Raw genomic sequence first — 16959 nt, 5'->3', positions numbered from 1 at the left:
AAGGAATGGGTGGCGCCACAGCAGCGATGAGCGCGCCGCCAGCTCGGCCCGCCTTGCCCGGTAGATGTGTGCGGCTGCCCAGTTCGTCGAGCATCGAACGACGCGGGCCAGCGGCGGCCGGGCCGTTTTCTTCGTCGAAAAGGAATCGATGCGACACGGACGGAGAAGCGAACAACGTGCCATTGGCTCCGGAAGCCCTGTCGTGCTCGCTCCGTGCATCGCGTGCCGTGCGGTGCGGCGAAAAACGCGGCCGAATCGTTTCATCACTGATACGGCGGCGTTTCGCGCGAATCGTTGGACGGATTCGTCAGCGAACCGGGCCAGCTCGCGCAGTAGGTGTAGAGCGTGACGAGCAGGCCGATCAGCAGCGGGCCGCCGAGCAGGAAATAGCAGAACGGCAGAAACAGCAACGAACCATGATGGATCACGGCCGCATGCAGCAGCATCACGAACGGCAGTGCGAGCACGAAGTAGCCAAGCACGAGAAGCGAAGCGCCGAGCTTTTGCAGCGGCGTGAAATCGAGCGGATAGTAAAGCGCCGCCATCACCAGCGGAATCAGCGTGATGGCCGCGCCGTGCAGCACGAACATGTCGCGCAGATGCAGCATCGGCACGTACGGGAATGCGCCCGGCGCGAGCCAGAAATACGCGCAGATCAGCAGCTGCGTGAAGCTCGCGATACGTAACAGATATGCAACGGGCAACCAGTTCGCACGCCGGAAGAACGACGCGGCGAAGCCGGCCGCGCACAGCGCGGCGGTCGCGGCCAGCTGCGTCCCGCTCGGCATCCGGGCGGCGAGGTCGATCGACAGCAGCGGGACGCGCGGCGCATCGGGCGGGTAGCCGATCACGATCACGTGCAGTGCCGGATCGATCTCGTGCGCGCCCCACGCCATGACCGCACGCCAGTAGCGCCACGCGAGCGGCAGACCGAGCCACAGCGACGCATAGAGCATCGGCGTGAGCAAGACGATCGACATCAGCCAGCGCTGCGGATGCGGGTGGGTCCGCAGAGAACGGTCGACGGCTGGACGGACGGGATGCGTCTGCATGGCGCCCGTTCCCGTTACCAGCGATAGAACACGCTCAGCTCGCCGCCGACCCGTGAATAGTAGGGGTTATGGTAATAGTCGAACTCGACCTGCGTGCCCCACTTGCGCGTGAACCAGTAGCGCCATTTCGCGATCACTTCGTGACTGCGGAAATCGGCGATCTGAGCACCGGATCCGGTGACCTGGTACGCCTCGCGGCCGAACCCGCCACGCAGCACGATCACGCTCTTCCCGACCTCGCCGTAGGTGACGGCGCCGTAGTATTGCGGCGCCTTCACCGAGCCCGGCGAATCGACCGTGTAGTTCGTCCCCGCCTCGAAGATCCACTTCGGCAGCGCATACCAGATCAAGCCCGCGTGATACAGCTGATCCCGGTGGCCGCTGCGGTTCCATGCATAGCCGGCGCCCAGCGACACGATCAGCGACCGGTTGGACAGCAGCTTGCGATTGATCGAGAGATCGACGCGCGCGCTCGGCAGGAGCGTCCCGGACGTGGTGCCGGAAAAACCGATGCCGCCGAACCAGTCCGGTCCGAGGTCCTGCACGTACGTCAGTGCGCCGAGCTGCGTGTTTTCGCCGAAGCGATGCAGTTGCGCCAGCTCGCCGAGTAGCGTGCGGCCGCCGTCCTGATAGACGCCGCGCACGTGCACGCCGTACCAGTCGCCATACCCGTGCGTCAGGTGCGCGCTGGACACGCCGAGCGACATCTCCGCATGCGGTTCGCTCGGCGCCTGCACGTGCGCGATCACGGCATCGGGCAACGGCGGCCGGTTCGTATCGTCAGGCGAGAATTCGGCGAGCTGCGTGCCGTCCGGCAAACCGTCGGCGGACACGCGCACGAACGCGGGCGCGTCGAGGGTGCGCGGCACGATGACGGGCGCGGCGGCATCGGGGGGCGGAGCGGGTACCGGCACGCCGGCATCATCCGGCTGCGCCGCGCGCACCGGCAGCGGGCCGACGGCAACGCCGCACAGCACCGCCAGTGCGGCGACCTGTGCGCGCGAGCCGCGCCGGCGGGAACGATCGGACATGGAGGCGCTCCTTAACGGGATGCGTGGAACCAGCCGCTGCGGCATGCGACGAGATCGCCGTGCACGCACGCATGGCCGACGATCGAGACATCGCGCGCGCACGCGCTGACGGGATGGCCGGCTGCGCCGATGCGCGCGCCGGTCAGGCGCAGCAGGCCACCGGCCGACACGACGCCGTCGATGCAGCTGCCGCTGGCGAGCAGCACGTCGTCCCGCGCGAACACCGAACCGTGCAGCAATGCGTGGCGCTCCAGCTCGACGCGATGCGCCTTGACGCTGCCGCGCAACACGCAGCCGTCGCCGAGCACCAGGGTGCCGTCCACGACGAGGTTGCCCTGCACGACGGTATGTGCGGGCAGACGCACGTCGCAGGGCAGCAGATAGCGGCCGTGCACGTAGCGATGCGGCATTCTGGAAAAGTGGCGCGTCAGCGAGATCGCGCGGCGCGGTGCGACCGCCGCGTCGTCTGCCGGCGGCACCGGCGCGTTGCCGAAAACGATCGGCTCGCCGTACAGGCACGCGAAGCCGCCGGCGCCGTGCAGGTGCACCGTCCCGCCCACCACCACGCCACGCAGCACCGCGCTGTCGACGTCGATATGCGGCGCGTGCGCGAGCATGCCGATCGTCGCGCCGGCATGAACGTCGATGCGCTGCTCGGCGAACGCATACGTCGCTCGCGCACCGCGATCGAGCGCGATCGTGCGATCCGCATACAGCACGTCATCGCAATGCGCGTCGCGCACGATGCGGATCTCGTCGTCATGCCGCACCACGAGCCCGAGCGCGTGCCACGGCGGCAGCGCGGACGAATCGGCCGGCCGCGCTGCGCCCGCATGCACGCGCAGCGCACCGCGCCAGCGCGCGGCAAGCAGCGCCTGGTCGACGAACGGCCCGTCGCCGATCGGCAGCGCCGCCACGTCGCTGCGCCGGATCAACTCGTGCAGCAGCGGCAGGAACGGCAGGCTCAGCACGCCAGCCACCGGCACCATCACATTGAAGGTCGTCATCGTTCACCGCCCCGGTTTCAGTTGCCGGCGAAAACGCTCGGTCTTGTCCCATTTCAGTTCGCGGCGCAACGCGGCGTCGAGCACGAGCCCCCAAAGCGCGGAGACCACGGCCGCGATCGTCACGCAAAAGCCGACCACGTTGACCGGCACCAGCCGCAGGCGTGTCGCGCGCCCGTCGAGCCGCGCGGCGACGACGATTTCGAAGAACACGCCGAAGTTGCCGAAAGTGCTGAACGCGAACAGTGCGAACAGCGAAACGATCAGACCAAGCGTCGTCGAGTTGACGCCGTTGAGCAGATAGAGCGTGATCGCGGTGCCCCACGCGATCGCGAGCAGCGCGGGCATCAGGAACACGCCGAGCAGCAGTGCGCCGTCCAGCCGGCAGCGCCGCGAGATCAGCGGATTGCGCAATACCGGGCCGAGATAGCGCAGCAGCGTCTGGTTGTGCCCCTTTGCCCAGCGCGTCAGCTGCCGCGCGCGCACCGCCCAGCGCTCGGGCACTTCCTCATAGCATTCCGCGTGGTTCAGATACACCGTGCGCCAGTCGCTCAACAGCAGCCGATAGGTCATGTCGGTATCCTCGGCGAGCATGTCGTCGCACCAGCCGCCGACCGCATCGAGCGCGCTCTTGCGGATGCCGCCGACCGTGCCGCCGTACTGCGGCACGAGGTTCAGGTTGTTGCGCGCCTGCTGGTTGACCTGATAGCCGCCCGCGCGCTCGAGATCGAGCAACCGCGCGAGCAGGTTGCTGTCGGCGTTCTGCGGCACGACGCGGCCCATCACCGCGCCGACTTCGGGATCGAAGAACGGCGCGACGAGTTCCTTCAACAATCCGGGACGCGGCAGGTAATCGGCATCGAACACCACCATGATGTCGCCGCGGATGAAGCGCAACGCGTCCTTCAGCGCGGCCGCCTTGCCGGGCTTGCCGCTCTCGCGGTGAAACGGCTTGATGAGCTCGGGGGCGAGCGCCCGCACTTCGTCGATCAGTGCGCGCGTGTTGTCGGTCGAGCGGTCGTTGACCGGAATGATCGTCAGCCGGTCGTGCGGATAGGTCGTCGCGAGCAGGGCCATCAGGCAATCGACGACGACCGCTTCTTCGTTGTGCGCGGCGACGAACACCGTGAGCCTCGGCCAATCGCCGTGGGTAACCGCCCGATAAGGCGCACGCTGCGGCTTGAACAGGCGGTCGAGACTGAACACGTAATGCCGCGCCGCATAGACGCAGGTCAGGAGCGTGAACAGCCACAGGTACGCGACACAGGGGATGAGAAGCACACCGGGACCGAACGCCACCGGTGCGGTATCGGCCGGCGCCGGTTCGAGCAGAGCGTCCGCTTTGGTCGACGCGCGCACCGCGCGCGGCGCGGCCCCGGCATAGGCGGCGCTACGTTCGGCCGCGCCGGCAGCGGGCACGCCGATGCGCGCCGCCTCGGCGAACGGGCGCGATGCGGTGTCGTGCACGACCTGCGAGCAGGCCAGCACGATCAACAGCAGGATGCCTTCGACGCAGAGCGACACCGTCCGACGGTTCTTCATGTCCTGGCCCCCGAGCCGGCGACGATGGCGGCCGTGCGTTCGTGCCCGGGCCGTGAATCGCGCCGATGTGAACGGGAAGCGGCCGCACGTCCGTCGTGCAAGTGCGAACGTTTTCCTCGCCGGACGAAAGTGCGGTGCCGCTTCCCGGATTCGTTGCTTTGGCGTCCCGCTTCGCAGGCTGTCGTTGGAACATGTCGGAACGCACGTGTCCGCCCAGAACAAGCAAGCGGCGAGCCATCGGCCGCCGTGCCCCGTGCGGCAAGGGCCGGCGTTGAGGCACCGGGCGCGGCCGGAGCGGCGGCCGGGTGTTTTTGATTCACCGGCGAATCAGCTTTTGGCACTGCATGGGCCATCGGCATCGCGATCCGTTCGCGTTGCGCGGCGAATCGTCTGTTCATCGCACGAGTGCTGCGTCGCGCGATGCGGCTTCGAGACGCGGTCAGTCGCGAATCGCCATCGCGCTGACCACGGCCGGGCAAGGTGCACGCTGCCGCTGCGGCGCGCGCCGGAAGGCCATCGTGCGGGCCCGCCCGCCGCATTCGGGCCGCGCGTTACAGATACGCAACATTTCCGGCCTGTCGGCTCGGGCAGCGCTGACGATGCGGTACGACGGACGAATCATTCGTCCGTGATCCGATGCGGATCATTGGCGACACACCTTTCATTGCCCAGACGAAATTCGCATAGCAAAGCGATTCAAAGCGCTTCGAAAGATGGACGCCGTTCGATGGGCAGTCGACGCTCGAGCCGCACCGCGATTCTTCGAATGACGCAGCCAGACCGCCCCGCGCGAATGGTCGCCCGTTTATCTGTATCGCGCCGCTTCGGCAATGCGGCGTCCGTAGCAGTTGTGAAACGTTCCGCAACGAACCGCGCGTGCCGCGCGAATCGGAGCCGGACGCACGGGCCGCTGGTTTGAATATTGCTGTATCGAAAGCGGGATCACCTTCCCGGTGCGACGGCGTGCGGCAACGCGAATCGTGTGACGCAAGGACGTGGCGATCGACACAGTGAGGAACGCTCATGACGTGACGCGATGGAACAGATGCAAGGGGACGACCGTAGTCCGACGATTGCGCGGCGGAGACCGCGCGGACAAGAACGGTGCGCTCGCCCGCCCCTGCGCTGAATGTCGCGCGGCCGACGCCGGCCGGCGCGGCCGCATGAGAGGACGGGACGAGTCGCCTGCAACCAGGCTTGGCGCCGGGTGCCGGGCCTTCCGGCGCGAAGATGCTCAACGAGGATAACGATGAAGAAGATCTTGCTTGTATTCGGGACTCGGCCGGAAGCCATCAAGATGGCGCCGCTCGTCCGCGCGCTGAAGTCGCGCAAGGATGTCGACGCCCGCGTGTGCGTTACCGCCCAGCATCGGGAAATGCTGGATCAGGTCCTCACGTTGTTCGCCATCCAGCCCGACTACGATCTCAACCTGATGCGCCAGGGCCAGACGCTGACCGACGTGACGACCGGCATTCTGCAGGCGATCGGGATCGTCTTCGACGACTTCGGCCCCGACGTCGTCCTCGTGCACGGCGACACGACGACGACGCTGGCGGTCAGCCTCGCGGCGTTCTACCGCTACTTGCCGGTCGGGCACGTGGAGGCGGGCCTGCGCAGCGGCGACATCTGGTCGCCGTGGCCCGAGGAATTGAATCGCCGCGTGACCGATGCCGTATCGTCGTGGCATTTCGCGCCGACCGGCCAGGCGCGCGACAACCTGTTCAGCGAAGGCGTGCCGGTTGGCGCGGTCGTGATGACGGGCAACACCGTGATCGATGCGCTGCACGACGTCAAACGCATGCTCGACCGCGACATCGCGCTCAACCACAAGATCGCCGCGCGCTTTCCCTTCCTCGATCCGTCCCGCCGTGTCGTGCTGATCACCGGCCATCGTCGCGAGAGCTTCGGCGAGCCGTTTCGGCATTTCTGCGAGGCGCTCTGCGCGCTTGCGAACCGCTATCGCGATGCGCAGTTCGTCTATCCGTTGCACCTGAATCCGAACGTGCGCGAGCCGGCGCGCGCGCTGCTCGGCAGCGTGCCGAACATCTACCTGATCGAACCGCAGGAATATCTTTCATTCGTATTCCTGATGTCGCGCGCGCATTTCATCATCACGGATTCGGGCGGCATCCAGGAAGAAGGGCCCGCGCTCGGCAAGCCGGTGCTCGTCACGCGCGAGACGACCGAGCGGCCCGAAGCGATCCAGGCCGGCACCGCGCGGCTCGTCGGCACGGACCAGGAGCGAATCGTCTGGGAAGCGTCGCGGCTGTTCGACAGCGAGAGCGCTTACGAGGAAATGGCACGCGCGAGCAATCCGTATGGCGACGGGCATGCGAGCGAGCGGATCGTTCACGCGCTGATGCATTCGCCCGGGGCGACCGCGAACGCGACGAGCTTTTCGCTGGGGGCCGCGGAGATGCCGTTCAACGCGCTCACGCTCGGGTTGCAGGCGTTGCGGTCGCCTTGAAACGGATCGGTTGGCAATTTTCCGACGGGCGCGGCGGGCAGTGATGCGCGATGTCGCCGCCCGTCGCTCGTCGTGGCGCGCCGTGCGATCGCCGCGCCGACAGCGAGGACGCCCGCCAGATCCCGCGACCGACGCCCTCGGAAGCGCATCATTCTAACGTCGCACGCGCTTCACTCATCCACCTTGAATGCCGATACGAGTCGCGTCAGTTCCGCCGCCTGCTGCCGCAGGCTTTCGGCTGCCGCCGCGCTTTCCTCCACCAGCGCCGCATTCTGCTGTGTCATCTGATCGAGCGACTGCACCGCATCGCCGATCTGGTCGATGCCGGCGCTCTGTTCGAGGCTCGCCTCGGCGATCTCGCTCATCATCGCGCTGACGCCCTGCACCTGCGATACGACGTCGCGCATCACCGCCCCGGCCTCGCCGACGAGCCGCGTCCCGGCGCTCACCGTCCCCGCGCTGTGCTCGATCAACGCCTTGATCTCCTTCGCCGCCTGCGCGCTGCGCTGCGCGAGGTTGCGCACTTCCGACGCAACGACCGCGAACCCGCGTCCCTGCTCGCCGGCGCGTGCGGCCTCGACCGCTGCATTCAACGCGAGGATGTTCGTCTGGAACGAGATGCTGTCGATCATCACGATGATCTCGGAGATGCGCTGCGACGCGTCGCTGATCTGCTCCATCGTCGTCACGACTTCGCCCACGACGTGCCCGCCGCGCATCGCCGTATCGGATGCGCCGGTGATCAGCTTCGCGGCCGTCGTCGCGGTCTCGGTGTTGTTGCGGACGACCGCCGTGATTTCCTCCATCGACGAAGCCGTTCGCTCGAGGTTGCTCGACTGCCCTTCGGTCCGCTCGCTGAGGTCCGCATTGCCCGACGCGATCTGCGCGGACCCGGTCGCGATCGATGCGGACGCCGCGCGAATCCGGTGAACCAGCGTCGACAACGACGACACGAAGCGGTTGAACGCGTCCGACAGCTGGCCGATCTCGTCCTCGCTCTCGACCGTCATCCGGCGCGTCAGGTCGCCCTGCCCGCTCGCGATCTCCGACAGCAGCGTCGCCGCGCGGCGAATCGGCGCGGCGATCGCGCGTCCGACCAGCCAGATCACGACCAGCGCGACGCCGAGGCCCGCGATCGCGGCGACCAGCGCCGCGCTGCGAATCGCACGCGTCACGGGGCCGAGCAGTTCGGCTTGCGGCACCTCCACGACCACGTACGCATTCAGCTCCGGAATGAACGACGTCGCGATGAAGCGCGCACCGCCGTCGCCGTCGTAGCCCAGGAATGCATACGGCTTGCCGGCCAGCAGCGTCGACGATGCATCGCCGGGCAGCCCCGGTTCGTCCTTCAGGAAGTGCTTGCCGTCGATCAGCGACGTATCGCGATGCATCATGATCGCGCCGTCGGGCCGCACGAGATACGCGAACCCGGTATCGCCGATCCGGTACGCGGCGATCCCCTTCGCGAGCGCATCGACGGACAGGCTCATGCCGGTCGCGCCGACCGGCTTGCCGTCGAGCTCCACGCGGCTGTTGATGAACATCATGTAGCCGCCGGCCGTGACCTCGCGATCCATGTTCACGTCGTAAGTCTTGCCCGATGCGAGGAAGTCGGTCAGCCACCGATCCTGGTCGCTGACCTTGCGCTGCAGGCCGGCCTCGTTGTAGTAGTTTCCGCTCTTCACCGACACCCATTGCACGGACGCCGCCTTCTGCTCGCCTTTCACGTTCGTCGCCAGCTGGATCCAGTTGCGCGTGCCGGCGTCGGGTTCGCCGTCGGCTTCCCATTGCAGCAGGAACGCATCGCGTGCGAGCACGCGCGACGCGGCGATCGGCCCGGCCATTTGCCGCTGCACGTCGGCGCGAATGCCGCTGACGGCCGTCGGCAACTCCCCGCGAACGATGCGATCGCGCACGGCGTTGCCGATCAGACGAACGCTCAACCCGCTCGAGATCGCGACGAACACGAGCAGGCAACTCGTCATGCTGAGAATCAGCTTGCTCTGAATGGACAGCTTGCGCCAGAAATGCATGGGATACCCTCGATAACCGCTCGGTCTGAGCCAGCCTGGGTTATCGGCAGGCGCGCGCGGAATCGCATCGTGCGATTCACATGTTCGTCATGCGGGATCGGATATGTCGGTGACGGCCGTTCGTCGCACGGTGGCCGAGGATCGCGCGCTCAATAGGCGACGAAGATCGTCACGCGACGGTTGCGCGCCCGCGCGGACGCGTCGTCGCCCGCCACGAGCGGCTGCGTATCGGCGCGACCGATCGCGGCGAGCCGGTGCGGCGCGACGCCGCGATCGGCCAGATAGCGCACGACGCTGCCGGCCCGGGCGGACGACAGCTCCCAGTTCGATTCGTATTTCGCATTCGCGATCGGCACGTTGTCGGTGTGACCTTCGACGAGAATGTCGCCGGTCGCATGCTCGCTCAGCGCCTGCGCGATCTGGCTCAGCACCGGCGTCGCATCGGGCAGCAAACGCGCATCGCCGACGTTGAACAGAACCTTCGCGTCGATGCCGATCTCGATCGCGTGCGGCGCGCGCACAAGCGAGATGCGGCCGTTCGATTTCAGCGCGTCGAGCGAGGCCAGCCATGCGGGCGCACGCGCAGGCACCGCTGCATCGGACGCGCTTGCGGTCACGCTGTCGTGCCGCGCGAGCGTCCGATAGCGCGCATCGAGCGCGTTGTATTTGGCGAGCTGCAGCACGTACAACGCGAGAAACAGCACCATCAGCGTCGTGACGAGATCCGCATAGGAAATCAGCCAGCGTCCGGACTGCGTGCCTTCCGTTTCGTCGTCGTGATCGGTGGCGGCCGGCGCCGCCCGTGCGCCGTCAGTTCGAGCGGTCATGTCGAAGCTCCCGGTGCGTCATGCGAGCGACTCCGCCGCGCGGCCGCGCACGTCGCCGGTCAGCCGCGTCTCGATCGTATGCGGCGACTCCTTGCGCGAGATCGCGAGCAGGCCGTCGAGATACAGCTTGCGGAACCGCAGCTCGCTGTCGATCTGCGCGCGCAGCTTGCCGTACAGCGGTAGAAACACGAGGTTCGCGAATGCGAGGCCGTAGAGCGTCGCGATGAACGCGACGGCGATGCCCGGGCCGAGCTGTGCCGGTTCGAGAATGTGACTCGTCACCTGAACCAGCCCGAGCACCGAGCCGAGAATGCCGAACGTCGGCGCATAGCCGCCGGCCTGCTGCCACACGCGCGCGGCCGCGAGCCGGCTGCGCTCGTATGCGTCGAGCTCGCGGTGCAGTGCGTCTTCGAGCACGGCGGTCGACACGCCGTTGGCGAGCAGCTCGAGCCCGCGCCGCGCGAACGGATGGATGCCGCTCACGTCCATCGATTCGAAGGCGAGCAGGCCGTCGAGCTTCGCGCGATCGCCCCACTCCAGCAGGTCGGTCAGATGTTTGCGGTCGACTTCCTGCGCCCGCACGAACGCGAGCCGCAACTGCTTCACCGCATCGAAGAACCGCGCCCACGTGTTCTGGATCATCACCGCGCCGAGCGTACCGCCGAGCACGATCACGAGTGCCTCGCACTGGAACAGCATCGAAAAATGTCCGCCTTCGAGTGCGAAGCCGAACACGATGGCCGCGCCGCCGAGCAGCACGCCGGCCAGGGTCAACAGGTCCATAGGTGTCTCCGGTCGGGCCGCGCGTTACGCGTCGGATGAAGCCAGCGGCATGGGCGCCGCGCCCGCCGCCGGTGCCTTGGCCGCGCGCACCGCATCGAGCACGCGCCGTTCGATTTCCTCGATCTCGATCGGGTCGAGCTTCAGCTCGCGGCGCATCACCCACGACACCTCGTTGCGCCGCGCTTCCGTCATCACGGAGAACAGCTTGTCCGCCACCGCGCGATCGTCGAGGCTCGCGATCAGCTTCGCGAGATCGTACGTATCGAATGCGCTGATCACGTCGAACAGCGTGCGCTGGTCGACCCACACGATATCCTCGAGCGCGCGCACGTCGCCGCCGGCGCGCGGGCTGCGACGCGAAAAATACGCGACACCCTTTTGCTCGACGTAACCGAGCACCTTCGACTTGCGGAACGCGAACACTTCATCGGCGATCTCGCCGTGCGACAGCTTGTTGAGCAGCAGCTTCCGGTCGACACCGATCAGCGCTTCGAGATCGGCCAGCTCGATCAGTTCGAGTTCGCTGTTGATCGACAGGTCGAGATCGTGATCGGCAACCTGCTGCGCGCGATCGATCACGCGCGCGGCATCGAACGTAACGACCTGGCGCGCATCCGACGACGCCGCCGTGTAATCGGCCGCGCCGCCGGCATGGTCGGCCTGCGCGGCTTCGATCGTGACGAGATTGAGCTTCTCCATGCGGCGCAGCATCGCCAGCACGTGCGGGCGCGAATGGCCGGCGATCGCGCGACAGCGGCGAATCACGTCCGCGAGCGGCACCGACGCCTCGGCCGCCTGCGCCTGCATCGGCCGGCGTGACCACGCGTCGTCCGCGCCGCGCGTGTCGGCACCCGCCATCAGCGACAGCACATGCGCATACGACAGCACGCCCGGCATGAAATCCGCGTGCGTATAAGTCGCAAGCTGGTCGTCCTTGCGCTTCACGCGCCGGATCATCGTGCGCACGACATGACGGAGCAGCGCGGACACGTGCTCGATTTCCTCATCGAGCAGCGCGGCCGGCACGACCGTGAGCTGGCAGAACGACAGCGCCTTCGCCGTATGCGCGCGCGGCTCGGATGCAAGCAGCGCGGATTCGCCGAAGAACTCGCCGCGTCCGAGCGTCGCGACGACGACGCGCTTGTCTTCGCAGCGCGTCGACAGCTCGACCTTGCCGTCGGCGATCAGAAAGATGACGGGCTCGCCGGCGAAGCCCTCCGAGTAGATGATCTCGCCGGGCGCGGCCGTGCGCGTCCACGATTGCTGACGGTTCAAGTTGGTTCCCCTGCTGCGCTGTATTTTCGGACTGCGCGTCGCATGTCGGATGCATGCGATCGACAGTCGTCTCCGTGCCCGATTAACGTCATCGGCCCAGCATCCTTTAGGGAATTCGTTCTCGTTTCCGGCGAAAATCAACGTAAAACGTTTGCGAGTTGCGCGGCCGCACCGGCGATTCGTTTCGAACGACGTGCGTGCGTCCGATTCAATGCACCCGGATGCGACGCGCGTCAGAACTCCATGTCCAGTTCGTCGATGTCTTCATGCTCCGCTTTCGCGGCATCGATCCACTCCGCGACGAACGGATGCGCGAGGACGCGCATGCAGTACTCGGCGATTTCGGGTTCGAGTTTCACGTCGTAGGTCAGGAAGCGCGTGACGACCGGCGCGTACATCGCATCGGCGACACCGATCTGCTCGCCAAACAACCAGGGGCCGCCATACGCGGTCAGACACTCTCGCCAGATCGTCACGATGCGCTCGATGTCGTGCTGCGCACGCGACCAGATCCGGAAACCGGGAAAATGCGCGCGCAGGTTCATCGGCAGCGCGGAGCGCAGCGCGCTGAAACCGGAATGCATCTCGCCGCAGATCGAGCGGCAATGCGCGCGTGCATGCCGGTCGTCGGGCAGCAGCCGCGCTTGCGGCCGGATTTCGTTCAGGTACTCGGCGATCGCGAGCGTGTCCCACACCGTGCTGCCGTCGTGCGTCAGGCACGGCACGAGGATCGAAGGCGACAGCAGCAGCAACTCCGCGCGAGATGCCGCGTCGATCGGCACGCTGACGGTCTCGAAGACGAGCCCGCTCAGCCTCGCGAGCAGCCAGCCGCGCATCGACCACGACGAGTAGTTTCGGCTGCTGATGGTCAACGTGGTCTGTCCGGTAGAGTCCATGTCGCTCTCCTGCTGATTGCCGTTCGTGCCCCTGCACCGAAAGCGCACGCCGCGCCACGTCGAGCGCACCACGCCGGTGCCGCGCGTTCGCCGAAGTGGCGCATCGCCGCACGACGTGGCGGCACGACCGTGATCCCGAACCGCTGCAGCAGCGTGTGACGTTCGGCCGTCCGGCTGCACGGGGGCCCGTGCGTCACCGCGTGCGGTGCCGCATGCGCGAACCGCGTGCAACGCGCGTGCCAGCCGCACGCTGGCACACGGCTTGCCTCGGTCAATGCAACGTGACGCGACGAGCGACGGACATGAACCTGCTTGCCTATCCGCTCTACCAATGGTCTGCGGAATGCCTGCGCCCGGCGCGCGCATGGGCGGTCGCCACGCGCGCGACGATGTCGCTGTGGCCGGCCGCCACGGCCACGCCGACGGGTCGCATGGTAGACGCACTGTGCGAACTGCTCGAATGCTGCGCGTTTTCGCACCGGCGCCCGCCGTTCGGCATTGCGTCGGTCGTCGTCGACGGCGAATCGGTGCCGATCGCCGAGGAAGCCGCGGCGGCCACGCCATTCGGCACGCTGCTGCATTTCCGCAAGACGCGGCCGGTTCCGCGCCAGCCGCGCGTGCTGATCGTCGCGCCGATGTCCGGACATTTCGCGACGCTGCTGCGTGGCACGGTCGCCACGATGCTGGCCGATCACGACGTGTACATCACCGACTGGCATAACCCGCGCGACATCCCGCTTTCGGCCGGGCGTTTCGGCTTCGACGAATACGTCGGTCACGTGATCGATTTCATTCACCAGATCGGCCCGGACGCACACGTGCTCGCGATCTGCCAGCCGACCGTCGCCGCGCTGTCCGCGGTCGCGCTGATGGCGGCCGCCGGCGATCCGACCCAGCCCGCGAGCCTGACACTGATGGCGGGGCCGATCGACTGCCGCGTGAATCCGACGAAGGTCAATGCGCTCGCCACGAGCCGGCCGATCGAATGGTTCGCGCGCAACCTGATCAGTGTCGTGCCGGCCGGCTTCGTCGGCGCGCAGCGGTGCGTGTATCCGGGCTTCGTGCAGGTCGGCGCGTTCATGTCGATGAATCCCGACCGCCACGCCGCGTCGTTCGCGGACCTCTACTACGAGCGCGCGAAAGGCGACCCGGCGAAAGCCGACACGCTTCGCCACTTCTACGACGAATACTTCGCGACGGCCGATCTCACCGCGGAGTTCTATCTGGAAACGGTCGAGAAAGTGTTCCAGCAATACGCGCTCGCGCGCGGCGAGCTGATGGTCGGCGGCCGGCTGGTGGAACCGGCCGCGATCCACCGCACCGCGCTGCTGACGATCGAGGGCGAGAAGGACGATATCTGCGCCGTGGGCCAGACAGTGGCCGCGCAGGAGCTGTGCTCGGGATTGCCGCCGTACCTGAAGACGCACCACGTGCAGACGGGCGTGGGCCACTACGGCGTGTTCAACGGCAGCCGTTGGGAGACGCAGATCTATCCGATCGTGCGTGCGACGATCCACGACAACGAACCGTACGATCGCACCGCCGACACGGACGGCAGCGCGAGCAGCGCGCGCTACGTGACGCTGCGGTCGTTGCTCGACGCGCGCGCGGCCACGCACGATGCGGCGACCGCGACGCAATCCGATCGCGTGCACTGAACCCGCGCGGCATGGCGGCGTTCGGCGCGGCACGTCGGCGGTGCAAATGAATCGCCCCGCACGGGTGCGGGGCGCGATACCGGGCAGGGCGCGAGCGCGAAGACTCGCGCGACCTCTCGTTACGAACAGGCCTTGCCGTGCGATGCGTGATAGCCCTTCGCCTTCGCATCGGCTTCCGACATGTAGCTGCCGTGCTTCGTCTTGCCGTAGTACTTGTCGGTCGAGCAGTGGTAGACCTTCGTGCTGTCGTTGACCCACACCTTGCCCGCGCCGCCGCCGGGCGCCGCTGCCGCGGTCGTCGCGGGCGCGCTCTTCGCCGGGGCCGCGCCCGATGCGGCGGAAGCGGAAGCCGCGGTCGCGGGGGCCGCGGCCGGTGCGCTCGCCGCGGCGGCCGACGATGCGCCGTACCACGTCTTCACGCCCTTGTGGCCGGCACATGCCCCCTTCTTCGACGCGCCCGAGTAGAACGATCCGTCCTTGCACAGCCCGGTCGTGCCGGCCGGCGCGCTGGCCGGAACCTGTGCGAACGCACCGATCGACATGCCCATGCCCGCGACGAGCGCGGCGATCAACATCGTCTTTTTCATATTCCTCTCCTGATTTGCCTGAATGGGAAAAACGTCCCGGCACGATGCCGGGCATACCGCGCCTCGGGTCAATGGACCCAGCGGCACACGCGGTGGTGGTGATGATCGAAATGGCACACGCGGTGCGAATGCGCTTCGGCCAGTGCCGGCACGAGCGTGGCGCAGGCGACGGCCGTTACGGTCAGGATCTTCGCGATGCGGGTCATGACATTCTCCTGGGTAGGGCAGCCGGTGGTCCGGCTGTCCCCTCCTTAACGCGGGGTGCCGACACGCCGTGCACCGCACCTGTCGCGAATTGACCATCTTTGACAGCGTGTAACGAAACGTCACGCGCGGCTGACGAATCGCCGTCTATTTTTTCGATTTCCTTACGCGGCGAACGCTTGGGATACCGAATGACCGAAGCAGCACGAAGCGCCGAACGCGGCCAATAAAAAAACCGCCGGAAGGCGGTCTTTGGCAGGCACGCGGGGATGCCCGCGTGCGGAGCAACGGCGGAACGGAGGAACGGGGCTACGCGCCCGCGTCGCCCCACGGCGTCGGCGCGGGCACTTCGCAGGGCCCTTCGACGTCGATCGACTTGAAATCGGCCGGCCCGACGATCTCCAGATACTCCATGTCGGGCGAGTAGTCGAACAGATAGTGCACGATTCCCGGCGCCTGGTGCACGCAGTCGCCGGCGCTCACCAGCGTCTCGCGGTCGCCGTACATGAAGCGCGCCCAGCCCTTCAGCATGATCACGATGTGGAACTCGGCCTCGTGACGGTGCCAGCCGGTGCCCGCCGCCGGTGCATGATTCGCCCTGACGAGCTGCGCGATGACCTTGCCGTTCGTCGCGGCCGCGATGCCGAGATCGCGATACAGGAAGAAGTCGCGCAGGCCTTCGCCTTGATACGCGGTGTCTTGCGGCTTCACGTGGGAAAACGCGGTAGGGGTCGGCGTGCTCATCGCGGCGCTCCTCGGTCGACAGAGTCATCCGGGACAAGCATTTAGCGTTCCAGGCTGCGGCAGCGCCCGCTTATTTGAGCCGTCCCGACAAAAACTGCCCGAGCCGCTCGCTTTTCGGATTGACGAGAATCTCCCGCGGATCGCCCTCCTCCTCGATCTTCCCCTGGTGCAGGAAGATCACATGGTTCGACACGTTGCGCGCGAAGCCCATCTCGTGCGTGACGACGACCATCGTGCGGCCTTCCTCGGCGAGCTTCTGCATCACTTTCAGCACTTCGCCGACGAGTTCCGGGTCGAGCGCCGACGTCGGTTCGTCGAACAGCATCACCTCCGGCTCCATCGCGAGCGCGCGCGCGATCGCGACGCGCTGCTGCTGGCCGCCCGACAGGTGAGACGGATACATGCCTTCGACGCGCGGCGCGAGGCCGACCTTCTCCAGATACTTGCGTGCGCGCGCGACGGCCTCTTCCTTGCCAATCCCCAGCACGGCCATCGGCGCCTCGATCACGTTCTCGAGCACCGTCATGTGCGCCCACAGGTTGAAGTGCTGGAACACCATCGACAGCTTCGTGCGCATGCGCTGCAGTTGCTTCTGGTCGGCCACGCGCAGCGCGCCGCTGCGGTCGCGCGTGGTCTCGATCGGCTCGTTGCCGATCGTGATCTGCCCCGAGCACGGCTGCTCGAGGAAGTTGATGCAGCGCAGGAACGTGCTCTTGCCGGAGCCGCTCGAGCCGATGATGCTGATCACGTCGCCGGCCTTCGCCTTCATCGACACGCCCTTCAACACCTCGTTGTCGCCGAATTTCTTGTGCAGGTTGTCAACGGTGAGCTTGTACATGCTTGGTCCTTCCTTGCG

The 16959-nt window shown here is 66.9% G+C and carries 16 protein-coding genes; 3 read left to right on the top strand and 13 right to left on the bottom strand.

What is annotated here, in order from left to right; genetic code table 11:
* Positions 1-263: 263 nt before the first annotated feature.
* The 4 genes from HW466_RS16425 to HW466_RS16410 are packed head-to-tail and all read right to left on the bottom strand — an operon-like array spanning position 264 to position 4629.
* Positions 264-1052, bottom strand: a complete 789-nt coding sequence (locus HW466_RS16425) for a hypothetical protein (RefSeq protein WP_151005655.1) — start codon at positions 1050-1052, stop codon at positions 264-266.
* 14 nt (positions 1053-1066) lie between these two features.
* Entirely contained in the window at positions 1067-2083 is a 1017-nt protein-coding gene (locus HW466_RS16420) for a YaiO family outer membrane beta-barrel protein (protein ID WP_174905662.1), read from the bottom strand.
* 11 nt (positions 2084-2094) lie between these two features.
* Positions 2095-3090, bottom strand: coding sequence for a bactofilin family protein (locus tag HW466_RS16415; protein ID WP_174905661.1), 996 nt, complete (start codon positions 3088-3090; stop codon positions 2095-2097).
* A 3-nt stretch (positions 3091-3093) separates the two neighbouring features.
* Positions 3094-4629 (bottom strand): glycosyltransferase family 2 protein, encoded by a 1536-nt coding sequence (locus HW466_RS16410; protein WP_151005979.1) that lies wholly within the window; start codon positions 4627-4629, stop codon positions 3094-3096.
* A gap of 305 nt (positions 4630-4934) precedes the next feature.
* Between HW466_RS16410 and HW466_RS16405 the strand changes: the two genes are divergently transcribed.
* Positions 4935-5261, top strand: a complete 327-nt coding sequence (locus HW466_RS16405) for a hypothetical protein (protein WP_174905660.1) — start codon at positions 4935-4937, stop codon at positions 5259-5261.
* A 617-nt stretch (positions 5262-5878) separates the two neighbouring features.
* Entirely contained in the window at positions 5879-7096 is a 1218-nt protein-coding gene (gene wecB, locus HW466_RS16400) for a non-hydrolyzing UDP-N-acetylglucosamine 2-epimerase (RefSeq protein WP_151005980.1), read from the top strand.
* Positions 7097-7266: 170 nt separating this feature from the next.
* On the opposite strand, the gene HW466_RS16395 is transcribed toward wecB, so the two are convergent.
* From HW466_RS16395 to HW466_RS16375, 5 genes are all read right to left on the bottom strand, one after another.
* Complete coding sequence (locus HW466_RS16395; RefSeq protein WP_151005981.1) at positions 7267-9129, bottom strand: methyl-accepting chemotaxis protein; 1863 nt, start codon at positions 9127-9129, stop codon at positions 7267-7269.
* A gap of 149 nt (positions 9130-9278) precedes the next feature.
* Positions 9279-9956, bottom strand: coding sequence for an OmpA/MotB family protein (locus tag HW466_RS16390; RefSeq protein ID WP_060348063.1), 678 nt, complete (start codon positions 9954-9956; stop codon positions 9279-9281).
* An 18-nt stretch (positions 9957-9974) separates the two neighbouring features.
* Entirely contained in the window at positions 9975-10739 is a 765-nt protein-coding gene (locus HW466_RS16385; RefSeq protein WP_147956869.1) for a flagellar motor protein, read from the bottom strand.
* Positions 10740-10763: 24 nt separating this feature from the next.
* Complete coding sequence (locus HW466_RS16380; RefSeq protein ID WP_151006133.1) at positions 10764-12014, bottom strand: Crp/Fnr family transcriptional regulator; 1251 nt, start codon at positions 12012-12014, stop codon at positions 10764-10766.
* Positions 12015-12247: 233 nt separating this feature from the next.
* The gene (locus HW466_RS16375; protein ID WP_060320489.1) at positions 12248-12910 is read right to left on the bottom strand and encodes a glutathione S-transferase family protein; all 663 of its coding nucleotides are present in this window, start codon (positions 12908-12910) and stop codon (positions 12248-12250) included.
* A 302-nt stretch (positions 12911-13212) separates the two neighbouring features.
* On the opposite strand from HW466_RS16375, the gene HW466_RS16370 reads away from it, so the two are divergent.
* Complete coding sequence (locus tag HW466_RS16370; protein ID WP_059770663.1) at positions 13213-14568, top strand: polyhydroxyalkanoate depolymerase; 1356 nt, start codon at positions 13213-13215, stop codon at positions 14566-14568.
* 119 nt (positions 14569-14687) lie between these two features.
* Here the strand turns inward: HW466_RS16370 and HW466_RS16365 are convergent, their stop codons facing one another.
* The 4 genes from HW466_RS16365 to HW466_RS16350 form a co-directional block, all read right to left on the bottom strand.
* Complete coding sequence (locus HW466_RS16365) at positions 14688-15155, bottom strand: hypothetical protein (RefSeq protein WP_174905659.1); 468 nt, start codon at positions 15153-15155, stop codon at positions 14688-14690.
* 68 nt (positions 15156-15223) lie between these two features.
* Entirely contained in the window at positions 15224-15361 is a 138-nt protein-coding gene (locus HW466_RS16360) for an HHHH-motif protein (protein WP_170296722.1), read from the bottom strand.
* A 307-nt stretch (positions 15362-15668) separates the two neighbouring features.
* Positions 15669-16103, bottom strand: a complete 435-nt coding sequence (locus tag HW466_RS16355; protein WP_059503739.1) for a cupin domain-containing protein — start codon at positions 16101-16103, stop codon at positions 15669-15671.
* A 70-nt stretch (positions 16104-16173) separates the two neighbouring features.
* Positions 16174-16941 carry an ABC transporter ATP-binding protein gene (locus HW466_RS16350; protein WP_059798806.1) on the bottom strand — a complete coding sequence of 256 codons (768 nt, stop codon included), beginning with the start codon at positions 16939-16941 and terminating at the stop codon, positions 16174-16176.
* Between the last annotated feature and the right edge of the window lie 18 nt (positions 16942-16959).

This window comes from Burkholderia territorii, assembly GCF_902833055.1.
GTDB classification, from domain to species: domain Bacteria; phylum Pseudomonadota; class Gammaproteobacteria; order Burkholderiales; family Burkholderiaceae; genus Burkholderia; species Burkholderia territorii.
Note: the sequence above shows the minus strand (reverse complement) of the source record. Positions and strands in the feature narration are given on the sequence as shown.

Coding starts and splice junctions, on each gene's coding strand:
- HW466_RS16355 (WP_059503739.1), bottom strand. CDS start 16,103: ATGAGCACGCCGACCCCTACCGCGTTTTCCCACGTGAAGCCGCAAGAC.
- HW466_RS16370 (WP_059770663.1), top strand. CDS start 13,213: ATGAACCTGCTTGCCTATCCGCTCTACCAATGGTCTGCGGAATGCCTG.
- HW466_RS16385 (WP_147956869.1), bottom strand. CDS start 10,739: ATGGACCTGTTGACCCTGGCCGGCGTGCTGCTCGGCGGCGCGGCCATC.
- HW466_RS16420 (WP_174905662.1), bottom strand. CDS start 2,083: ATGTCCGATCGTTCCCGCCGGCGCGGCTCGCGCGCACAGGTCGCCGCA.
- HW466_RS16390 (WP_060348063.1), bottom strand. CDS start 9,956: ATGACCGCTCGAACTGACGGCGCACGGGCGGCGCCGGCCGCCACCGAT.
- HW466_RS16350 (WP_059798806.1), bottom strand. CDS start 16,941: ATGTACAAGCTCACCGTTGACAACCTGCACAAGAAATTCGGCGACAAC.
- HW466_RS16375 (WP_060320489.1), bottom strand. CDS start 12,910: ATGGACTCTACCGGACAGACCACGTTGACCATCAGCAGCCGAAACTAC.
- HW466_RS16425 (WP_151005655.1), bottom strand. CDS start 1,052: ATGCAGACGCATCCCGTCCGTCCAGCCGTCGACCGTTCTCTGCGGACC.
- HW466_RS16410 (WP_151005979.1), bottom strand. CDS start 4,629: ATGAAGAACCGTCGGACGGTGTCGCTCTGCGTCGAAGGCATCCTGCTG.
- wecB (WP_151005980.1), top strand. CDS start 5,879: ATGAAGAAGATCTTGCTTGTATTCGGGACTCGGCCGGAAGCCATCAAG.
- HW466_RS16415 (WP_174905661.1), bottom strand. CDS start 3,090: ATGACGACCTTCAATGTGATGGTGCCGGTGGCTGGCGTGCTGAGCCTG.
- HW466_RS16395 (WP_151005981.1), bottom strand. CDS start 9,129: ATGCATTTCTGGCGCAAGCTGTCCATTCAGAGCAAGCTGATTCTCAGC.
- HW466_RS16365 (WP_174905659.1), bottom strand. CDS start 15,155: ATGAAAAAGACGATGTTGATCGCCGCGCTCGTCGCGGGCATGGGCATG.
- HW466_RS16360 (WP_170296722.1), bottom strand. CDS start 15,361: ATGACCCGCATCGCGAAGATCCTGACCGTAACGGCCGTCGCCTGCGCC.